Annotated in this window: 4 protein-coding genes; 3 read left to right on the top strand and 1 reads right to left on the bottom strand. The window is 67.9% G+C overall.

From position 1 onward, the window contains the following. The 3 genes from B2W70_RS04220 to B2W70_RS04210 all read left to right on the top strand — a co-directional run. Positions 1-509 (top strand): hypothetical protein (locus B2W70_RS04220; RefSeq protein WP_286743180.1); only part of this gene is annotated, 509 nt, incomplete at its 5' end. A gap of 49 nt (positions 510-558) precedes the next feature. Further along, complete coding sequence (locus B2W70_RS04215; protein WP_286743178.1) at positions 559-987, top strand: YeeE/YedE family protein; 429 nt, start codon at positions 559-561, stop codon at positions 985-987. A gap of 48 nt (positions 988-1,035) precedes the next feature. Continuing rightward, entirely contained in the window at positions 1,036-1,491 is a 456-nt protein-coding gene (locus B2W70_RS04210; RefSeq protein ID WP_286743176.1) for a YeeE/YedE family protein, read from the top strand. Positions 1,492-1,529: 38 nt separating this feature from the next. On the opposite strand, the gene B2W70_RS04205 is transcribed toward B2W70_RS04210, so the two are convergent. Then, a partial coding sequence (locus tag B2W70_RS04205) for an O-acetylhomoserine aminocarboxypropyltransferase/cysteine synthase family protein (RefSeq protein WP_286743173.1) occupies positions 1,530-2,589 on the bottom strand: 1,060 nt, incomplete at its 5' end.

Here is a 2,589-nt window from a genome sequence, read left to right as displayed (position 1 = left end):
AGGGCCACCACGAGCCGCGCCTGGAACAACACCCGCAAGAGTTCGGCTGGTGGCTCGATCAGCTGATGAACGACCGCCCCAGGCACCTGATCGTCATCGGCGACGGCCAGGACGGCGTGGCCTGGCATGCGCGGCGCGTGGCGACCGAGCGCGGCCTGGCCCTGCAGGTCCATCGCCTGCCCACCCAAGCCGACGCCGATGTCCGCCAAGCAGCGATGGCGGCCCTGCCCACTCTGGTCGATGCCGTGTTCATCGATGGCCTGCATGGCGACGCCGATTGCGAGGCCGACGTGCAGATCGCCTTGCGCCTGGGCGCGCGCCACATTGCCCTGCACGACATCGTCGATTCCGACTGGCACGCCGCATCTCGCTGTTGCGTCAGCCGTGTGTGGGCTCGTTGGAAGGCCCGCCTGCCGTACAACGAGTGCATCGCCAGCGTGGCAACAGGGGCCCCCACCTGGGGCGGCATTGGCGTCCTGCGCCCCCCCGTTGGCAAAATCCCCGGGTAAATCATATACTCCCCAGGGTATCAAGCCTCACCCTGCATGGAGACCCGCCATGAACCTGTCCGTTTTCCTGCCACCGCTGGCTGGCGGCCTGCTGATCGGCGCCGCCTCGGTGCTGCTGCTCATCGGCCTGGGGCGCATCGCCGGCATCAGCGGCATCGCCTTCGGGTTGATGGACCGCCCAAACTGGAACAGCACCAACCTCTGGCGCGCAGGTTTCGTGATCGGGCTGGTGGCCGCGGGCTGGGTGTGGACGCAATGGACCGGTCAACCCCTGCAGCCTGAGCGGGCCAGCAACGTGCCGTTGCTGATCGCGTCAGGCCTGCTGGTGGGGTTCGGCACCTCGCTGGGCAGCGGTTGCACCAGCGGGCATGGCGTGTGCGGACTGGGCCGCTTGTCGCTGCGATCGTTGGCGGCCGTGGCCACGTTCATGCTCACCGCCGGCCTCACGGTGTTCGTGATGCGCCACGTGCTGGCCTGAACACCGCTGAGACACCCACCCCGACACATCGCTTCACCGGAGTCCCCCATGACCCGCCACCCACACACCGCCAACGCCCACCCCTGGCACGGCTTCCTCATCGCACTGGGCACGGGCCTGTTCTTTGGCTGGGGGCTCACGCTATCGGGCATGACCGACCCGCTCACCGTGCAAGCCTTCCTCGACGTGACCGGCGCCTGGAATCCGGCATTGGCCTTCGTCATGGGCGGTGCCGTGCTGGTGAGCCTGTTGGGCTTTCAAGTGCTGATCAGAAAGCGCCAGGCACCCGTCTGTGACGCGGTGTTCCACCTGCCTAAGAACAAGGCCATCGACCGGCGCTTGCTGGGCGGCGCCGCGCTTTTCGGCATCGGCTGGGGGCTGGCCGGCTACTGCCCTGGCCCGGCATTGACCAGCCTGCTGGCCGGCAACACCGAGGTGTGGGTGTTCGTGCCGGCCATGCTGGCGGGCGCCTGGCTGCAGCGGCAAACCAACCGCCCACGCTGAACAGGCAGAGGGCACGAGCCCTCCCCCTGCATCGGCCATCAGGCCGTGGCCAGCGCCTGGTCCAGGTCGGCCAGCAGGTCGTCGATGTGCTCGATGCCGATCGACAGGCGAACCGTGTCCTCGCCCACACCAGCCTTGGCCAGCTCCTCAGGCGCCAACTGGCGGTGCGTGGTCGACGCCGGGTGCGTGGCCAGCGAGCGCACGTCACCGATGTTGACCAGGCGCGTGAACAGCTGCAGCGCATCCAGGAAGCGCTCGCCACCCTGACGACCACCCGGCACACCAAACGTCAGCACGCCCGAGCCCTGCCCCGACAGGTACTTCTGCACCAGGTGGTGCTCGGGGTGGTCGGGCAGGCCGGCGTAGTTGACCCACTCCACGCGCGGGTGCTTTTGCAGGTGCTGCGCGATCCTGAGCGTGTTCTGGCTGATGCGGTCCATGCGCAGGCCCAGCGTCTCCACCCCTTGCAGGATCAGGAAGGCGTTGAACGGCGAGAGCGCCGCACCCATGTTGCGCAGCGGCACCACGCGCGCGCGACCGATGTAGGCCGCCGCGCCCAGCGCCTCGGTGTAGACCACGCCGTGGTAACTCACGTCGGGCTCATTCAGGCGCTTGAAGCGCGCCTTGTGCTGGGCCCACGGGAACTTGCCCGAGTCGATGATGGCGCCACCAATGCTGGTGCCATGGCCACCGATGTACTTGGTCAGCGACTGCACGACGATGTCGGCGCCATGCTCGATGGGGCGGCACAGGTAAGGCGAAGGCACGGTGTTGTCGACGATCAGCGGCACGCCGTGGCGGTGCGCGATCTCGGCGATGCGCGCGATGTCGGTGATGGCGCCCGATGGGTTGCCCAGCGACTCGACGAAGATGGCCTTGGTGCGCTCGTCGATCAGTTTTTCGAAGCTGGCGGGATCGCGGTGGTCGGCGAAGCGCGCGGTGATGCCGTACTGCGGCAGCGTGTGCGCGAACAGGTTGTAGGTGCCGCCGTACAAAGCCGTGGACGAGACGAAGTTGTCACCTGCTTCGGCGATGGTCTGGATGGCGTAGGTGACGGCCGCCTGGCCCGATGCCAGCGCGAGCGCGCCGATGCCGCCC

This window comes from Aquabacterium sp. UBA2148, assembly GCF_002328915.1.
GTDB classification, from domain to species: domain Bacteria; phylum Pseudomonadota; class Gammaproteobacteria; order Burkholderiales; family Burkholderiaceae_C; genus Aquabacterium; species Aquabacterium parvum.
The sequence above is the reverse complement of the archived record's forward strand: the minus strand, read 5'-3'. Positions and strand labels throughout refer to the sequence as shown.

Excerpts from the sequence above, each read along its gene's own strand:
- B2W70_RS04210 (WP_286743176.1), top strand. The coding sequence starts at position 1,036 with ATGACCCGCCACCCACACACCGCCAACGCCCACCCCTGGCACGGCTTC.
- B2W70_RS04215 (WP_286743178.1), top strand. The coding sequence starts at position 559 with ATGAACCTGTCCGTTTTCCTGCCACCGCTGGCTGGCGGCCTGCTGATC.